At 64.1% G+C, this 5,907-nt stretch carries 4 protein-coding genes; 1 reads left to right on the top strand and 3 read right to left on the bottom strand.

Annotated features, from left to right (window positions below; genetic code table 11):
* From FLM9_RS05855 to FLM9_RS05840, 3 genes are all read right to left on the bottom strand, one after another.
* Positions 1-955, bottom strand: a 955-nt coding sequence (locus FLM9_RS05855; protein ID WP_074457689.1) for a DnaJ C-terminal domain-containing protein, incomplete at its 3' end; no start/stop codon positions are given.
* A gap of 315 nt (positions 956-1,270) precedes the next feature.
* Positions 1,271-1,609, bottom strand: a complete 339-nt coding sequence (locus FLM9_RS05845; protein ID WP_180365321.1) for a phage holin family protein — start codon at positions 1,607-1,609, stop codon at positions 1,271-1,273.
* Positions 1,610-1,671: 62 nt separating this feature from the next.
* Positions 1,672-2,145, bottom strand: coding sequence for a hypothetical protein (locus FLM9_RS05840; RefSeq protein WP_081340241.1), 474 nt, complete (start codon positions 2,143-2,145; stop codon positions 1,672-1,674).
* A 113-nt stretch (positions 2,146-2,258) separates the two neighbouring features.
* On the opposite strand from FLM9_RS05840, the gene smc reads away from it, so the two are divergent.
* On the top strand, positions 2,259-5,855 hold the full coding sequence (smc, locus tag FLM9_RS05835) for a chromosome segregation protein SMC (RefSeq protein WP_306806799.1): 3,597 nt from the start codon (positions 2,259-2,261) through the stop codon (positions 5,853-5,855).
* Positions 5,856-5,907: the final 52 nt, after the last annotated feature.

Genomic DNA, 5,907 nt, shown 5'->3' with positions numbered 1-5,907 from the left:
GGGCCTGCCGGGCCATGGCCTCCCGGGGGGAGCCGGTTCGGCAGGCTGCCCATTGCCGCAACAGAGTCAACTCCTGGGGGGACGAAGCCTGGGGCACGTGGATCATCACCGTGAACAGAAGATCCTTGCGACCGCTAGGGGACGGCCATCCCTGTCCCCGCAGCCGGAGGTTTTGCCCTGGCTGAATGCCGGCCGGAACCGTGACCGTGGCTGTGCCCTGGGGTGTGGGCGCCTCAATCTCGCCTCCCAGCACGGCCTCGTCCAACCCCAGCACCAAATCGGCCTTTAACTGGTCCCCCTCCAACCGCCACACGGGATGAGGTTTGAATTGAACCTTGAGGTAAAGGTCCCCACGGCGCCCTGTGCCCGGCTGGAGGTTGCCCTTACCTTTGAGGCGCAGGCGGGTGGCGGGAAGAATACCGGCCGGAATGCGCACCTGCACGGATTCCTGATTCTTGCCCAGGGTGCGCACAGCGAGGGTGCGCTCACAACCATGGAAGGCCTCGGTAAAGGAAATCTCCAGGGAGGCTTCCGCATCCAGGTCCAGGGGGCGAGGGCGAGGGCGGGGGCGTCCGGGTCGGGGAAAGCCACTGGCGCTGAAGCCGCCGGAACCCTTTCCCTCCCCAAAACGGCTCAGCAGGTCGTTGATGAATTCATCAAAATTGCCGTAGTTCTGAAAGTCCATCTCCACCCCCGCGCCACTGCTGGCCTGGCTACGGCCACTGCTCCAGAAGCGGCCAAACTGCTCGTAACGGCGCCGCTTCTCCGGGTTACTGAGCACCTCGTAGGCTTCGTTAATTTCCTTGAAGAGCGCCTCCGCCTCCTTGTCGTTGGGCCTCACGTCCGGATGGTATTGCCGTGCCAAGCGACGAAACGCCTGCTTGATGGCGGCCTGATCTGCACTCCTGGGCACCTGGAGGATGTTCCAGTAGTCCTTGTATCCGCTCCGCGCCATGCTGGGAAAGGGTGGGAAGAAGGGGCCTCTCAGCCCCCACGGGTCATTTTGGTAATAAGGCTGACCTCACCCCATCTCCCTTGAAGGCTCAGGCGGCAACAGGGGCGGCCTGGCGAGAGAAACGAACGATGTTGTTCGCTGTTACGAAGTTGCTCTGACCGAGCAGGCTTCAGTCACCCTCCTCATGCCCCGTCGAAACCATTGCAGCCCCGTGAAAGGTGGAGCTGAGCGGAATCGAACCGCTGTCCGAAACACTGGTGTGAGCCACCTAGTTCACAGCATGTGAACCTTCTCAAGGTAGCACAAACGCCATGGTCACCGCCCCGCCATCAGGCGCGTGGCCTTGACGAGGCCCGCCCTGGTCTTCACCAGGTAAGGCCCTTGCAGCAGGACACCGGCCACCCGCAGGGCGATCCCGGCCAGGGCAAGATCCAGCACACCCATGGCCAGTAGGGCGGGCACCAGACCCCAGCCCAGGCCCCGCACCAGCCACACCACCAGGGCACCGCTGGCCAGCAGGAAGCTGGTGGCCAGCAGCCCCAGGCCCATCCCCAGCAGCAACATCCCGCCAACGAGGCGGCGGCGGTCCCGGCCCATCTCCTGCAGGGCCATGCGCAGATGCACGTCCACCAGGCTGGCCAGTAGCAGCGCCATGCGTTCCAGAGGATGCCGTGGGCCGCGGCCCTGGCGGGAACCGGGTGGTGGTGGGGACACCATTACTGTTGCCGCCGGCTGCCGCCCAGCAGAAGCCCGGTGACCAGGCCCGCAAGCGCAGCGACGGCAAGGCTCAATAGAGGCTGTTGTCGGATACTGTGCTTAAGGCGGGGAGCCAGGTCTCGACGCAATTCGTCAACAAGGGTGTCCAGCCGTTCTTCCAGGGGATGAAGCATCTCGTCCCATTCCTTGGGACTCTCCCTGAGCCGTTCCATGTGGTTCAGCAACTCCAGCAGCTGGGCCCGGATGATGGTCCGCGTGTGGGACGTCCGGCTGGCAACAAGTTGCACCAACTCCTCTAGGCTACCACAGGTGGCCTCCCAGTGTTCACGGGCAATCTCGGGCCATTCCTGTTGCAACAGGGGCAACAGGGCCTGGAAGTGCTCCCGCAGCGGATCTCCCGTGGCGCCGTCGGTTGCAGCGTGGCCCTCCTGGGCCTGGTCAGCGGGGGACGAGTCGTTTGCAGTCGACGACATTGCCATGGGCAGGATGGCTACACCACCTTAAACCTAAAATCCTCCGATATTGCCCCCGGCCGGCTTGTTGTTGCCGGATCAGCACCTTATGGTTTCTCTAATGGTGGGCTTGGTTGTCGTTGGTTTATGTTCAGCGGGTCAGGCTCAGTTGCTTCAAGTCCTTTGGCGGCAGCATAGACATTCCGCTGCATCCGGGGTTCACTGTCGTCACCGGACCCAACGGGTCCGGCAAAAGCAACATTATTGACGGCATCCTTTTCTGCCTGGGACTGGCCTCCAGTCGCGGGATGCGGGCGGAGCGCCTGCCGGACCTGATTAACCACCGCATGGTGCGGCAAGGCAAAGCTGCTGAGGCGTCGGTCAGCGTCACCCTTGCCCTTGGGGACTGGCAGCCCCCTGAAGTGGAGCCGGATACCGGACCTGACGCCATGGAGGTTGCCGGCCCATGGATTGATCCACAGCAACAGGAGGTGGTAATTTGCCGCCGCATTCGCCTAGCCCCTGGCGGCACCTACAGCAGCACCTATTCCATTGGGGCGGAGTCCTGCAGCCTGAGCCAGTTGCAGGTTCAGTTGCGCCGTCTTCGCATTGATCCCACCGGCAGCAACGTGGTGATGCAAGGGGATGTCACCCGCATTGTGTCCATGGGTGGGCGTGAGCGCCGGGAAATCATTGACGAACTGGCGGGTGTGGCGTTGTTTGACCAGCGCATTGAGCAGTGCCGCGGCAAGCTGACGGACGTGCGGGACCATGAAGAGCGCTGCCACATCGTGGAGGGGGAGCTGCGGACCAGCCGCCAGAGGCTGGAGCGGGACAGCGGGAAGGCCCGCCGCTATCAGCAGTTGCGGGACCAACTGCACCAGTCACGCCAACAGGAGTTGGTGCTCCTATGGGAGGCATCCTGTCGGCAGCGGGACGACCTGATGGCGCGCCAGGGGCAGAACTGGCAAGAGCAGCAGGCCCTGCAGACCCAACGGGAGCAGCTCACCGACACGCACCATCAAAAGGTGGAGCAGTTGCAGGAGATCCAGGCTCGGGTGAAGGTCCTTGGCGAAGATGAACTGTTGTCGGTGCAGGCAGCGCTGGCAGGGCTGCAGAGTCAAGAGCGGGAACTGCAGCGCAGCTTGCAAAATCAGGACCAGGACCACCTGGAACAACGGCACCACGACTGGCGCGGTCGCTGGCGCCGGATGCAGACCGCGGTAGAAGGGTTGGCCGGCGCCGACCATGACGCCCAATTGGAGGCTGTAGACAGGCGCTGCGGGGACACCCAGAGGATGGTGGAGCAACAACGGCAGCGGCTGGAGGCGCTGGCGCACCGTTCGGGAAGCTGGTTACAGAGCTATCAACAGCGGCAGCAGACCATGGCGGCGCTGCGCAGCAGCATCCAACCCCTGCGCACCGAGCAACTCCAGCTTCAGGAGCAACTCAAGCAGGAGGAGCAGCAGTTGCAGGACGGGTATGAGCAGCAGCAGCAAGTGGAAACCAGCCACCGGCAACACCAGGCCAAGCTAGATGATCTCACGGCGCGGAAGGGGCAACTCCAACAGAGGCTGGAAGCGCTCCGGACGGAGTGCAACGAAGGCAACAGCGCTCTGAAACTATTGCAGCGCAGCCGCCAGCAGTTGGAACGGGATCAGGTGCAGTTGGAGCAGGACCTGGTGAAGCTGGAAAGCCGCCGTGAAGCCCTCCAAGAAAGCCGTGGCACCGGGGCACTGCGCTTGATTCTGGACAGTGGGCTGCCGGGCATCCACGGTCCCGTGGCCAAGCTGGGTGAAGTGGAGCCACCCCATCGCCTGGCGCTGGAGGTGGCTGCCGGCGCCCGTCTCAACCACGTGGTTGTGGACGACGACCAGATTGCCGCACAAGCCATTGGGCTCCTCAAGCGTCACCGCGCCGGTCGCCTCACCTTCCTGCCCCTCAACCGCCTGCGCACGCCAGCGGCCTCAGCCGCCACGGCCCGCAGCCTGCGGTTGCCGGGCCTGGTGGACCGCGCCGTGAACCTGGTTCACTTTGATTCCGTCTACGGGCAGGTGTTTGCCCATGCGCTGGGGGACACCCTGGTGTTTGAGACTCTGCATCAGGCGCGCCGCCTCCTGGGGCAGCACCGTTGCGTCACCCTGGAGGGTGAGTTGCTGGAGCGCAGCGGCGCCATGACGGGTGGGAACTTGCAGCGCCGTCAGGATCGCCTCGGTTTCAGCAGCAGTGAACAGGCCGACGAGGCGGAGCCTCTCCGGCAACGGCTGCTGGACTTGGGCCAGCATCTGAGCGCCTGTCGGCGGGAAGAGGCCAAACAGAGCCAGGCCGTGGACGCTGTGCAGACGCGGTTGACCGACGTCAGCTGCCGCCTGGCGGCGGTGGAGGCGGAGCACGGCAGTGTGCTGGCGCAACACAGACCCCTGGCCACACGCCTGGACCAGCAACGGCAGCACATCACCACCAGCGCCGCCCGCATCAGGGAGCGCCAGGGCCGGCTGCAAGCGCTGGATGGGGAGTTGAAGGCGCAGCAGCAGCAATTGGCCACGTTGGAGGCGGCCGCCGAGGCTGACGACGCCACCATGGTGAGCGGGCAATGGAACCAATTACAGGAAGAGTTGAAAGCGGTGGAGGCTCAACACGCGGCCAATCTGGCTCAACGGGAGGTGCTGCGGTCCGCCTTGCGGGAGCACCGATTGAACGAGCAGCGCCTGGCGGACCAGCGCCAACTCCTGCAACAGGAAGGAGACCGGTTGCAGCGGGAACGGGAAGCCCTGAACCAGCGCCGGCAAGAGTTGAGCGCGCACCAACAGCGCCTGGAGCAGGAACGTCGGACCATGGAGGTCGAGCTTCAGGAGTTGCAACAGGCCCTGGGGCAGCAGCGGCGGCAGCGGGACCAACTGGAGACTGTTGTGGCGCAACTGAATCAACAGATACACCAGAGCACGTGGCAGCAGCAGCAGTTGGCGGAGAAACACCAAGCCCTCAGGGATCAGCAAACGGCCATTGAGGCGCAGATCCGCCTGCAACAGGCAGAACTGCCGGCCCCCCGCCCCCAACTCCCGGACACGGTGAGGGCCGCGGGGCTGGAGGCGTTGCAGCGGCACATCCACAAGCTGGAGCAGGATTTGCGCGCCCTGGAACCCGTCAATATGCTGGCGCTGGAAGAGTTGGCGGAACTGGAGACACGGCTGGCCGCCATTGGGGAACGGTTGACCGTGCTGCACCAGGAGCGGGAGGGGGTCTTGCAGCGCATTGAGACCATGGCCAGCCTGCGGAAAAAGGCCTTCATGGAGGCGTTCACCGACGTCAACGGGCACTTCAAGGAGATCTTTACCCAGCTTTCGGACGGGGAAGGCCGCCTTCAGTTGGACGACGAAACCGATCCCCTCGCCGGCGGCCTCACCCTGGTGGCCCATCCCAAAGGCAAGGTGATGAGCCGTTTGAACGCCATGTCCGGGGGGGAAAAGTCCCTTACGGCCCTCAGCTTCCTGTTTGCCCTGCAACGGTTTCGTCCTTCCCCTTTCTATGCTCTGGACGAGGTGGACAGCTTCCTGGACGGCGTCAACGTGGAGAGCCTAGCCCGGTTGATTGCCCGGCAAGCCCAACTGGCCCAATGTCTTGTGGTGAGTCACCGTCGTCCCATGATTGCCGCAGCCCAGCGCACCCTTGGGGTGACCCAGGCCCGTGGCGCCCATACCCAGGTGATTGGCCTACCCACCCAGGCGCCCTAGGCTCAGGACTCATAACCAGAAGATGGGAGTGGGGGCGAGGAGGACGGCAGAG

The sequence above is a fragment of the Candidatus Synechococcus spongiarum genome, assembly GCF_900047545.1.
Classification (GTDB): Bacteria; Cyanobacteriota; Cyanobacteriia; order PCC-6307; family Cyanobiaceae; genus Synechococcus_B; species Synechococcus_B spongiarum_C.
The sequence above is the reverse complement of the archived record's forward strand: the minus strand, read 5'-3'. Positions and strand labels throughout refer to the sequence as shown.

Excerpts from the sequence above, each read along its gene's own strand:
- FLM9_RS05845 (WP_180365321.1), bottom strand. The coding sequence starts at position 1,609 with ATGGCGCTGCTACTGGCCAGCCTGGTGGACGTGCATCTGCGCATGGCC.
- FLM9_RS05840 (WP_081340241.1), bottom strand. The coding sequence starts at position 2,145 with ATGTCGTCGACTGCAAACGACTCGTCCCCCGCTGACCAGGCCCAGGAG.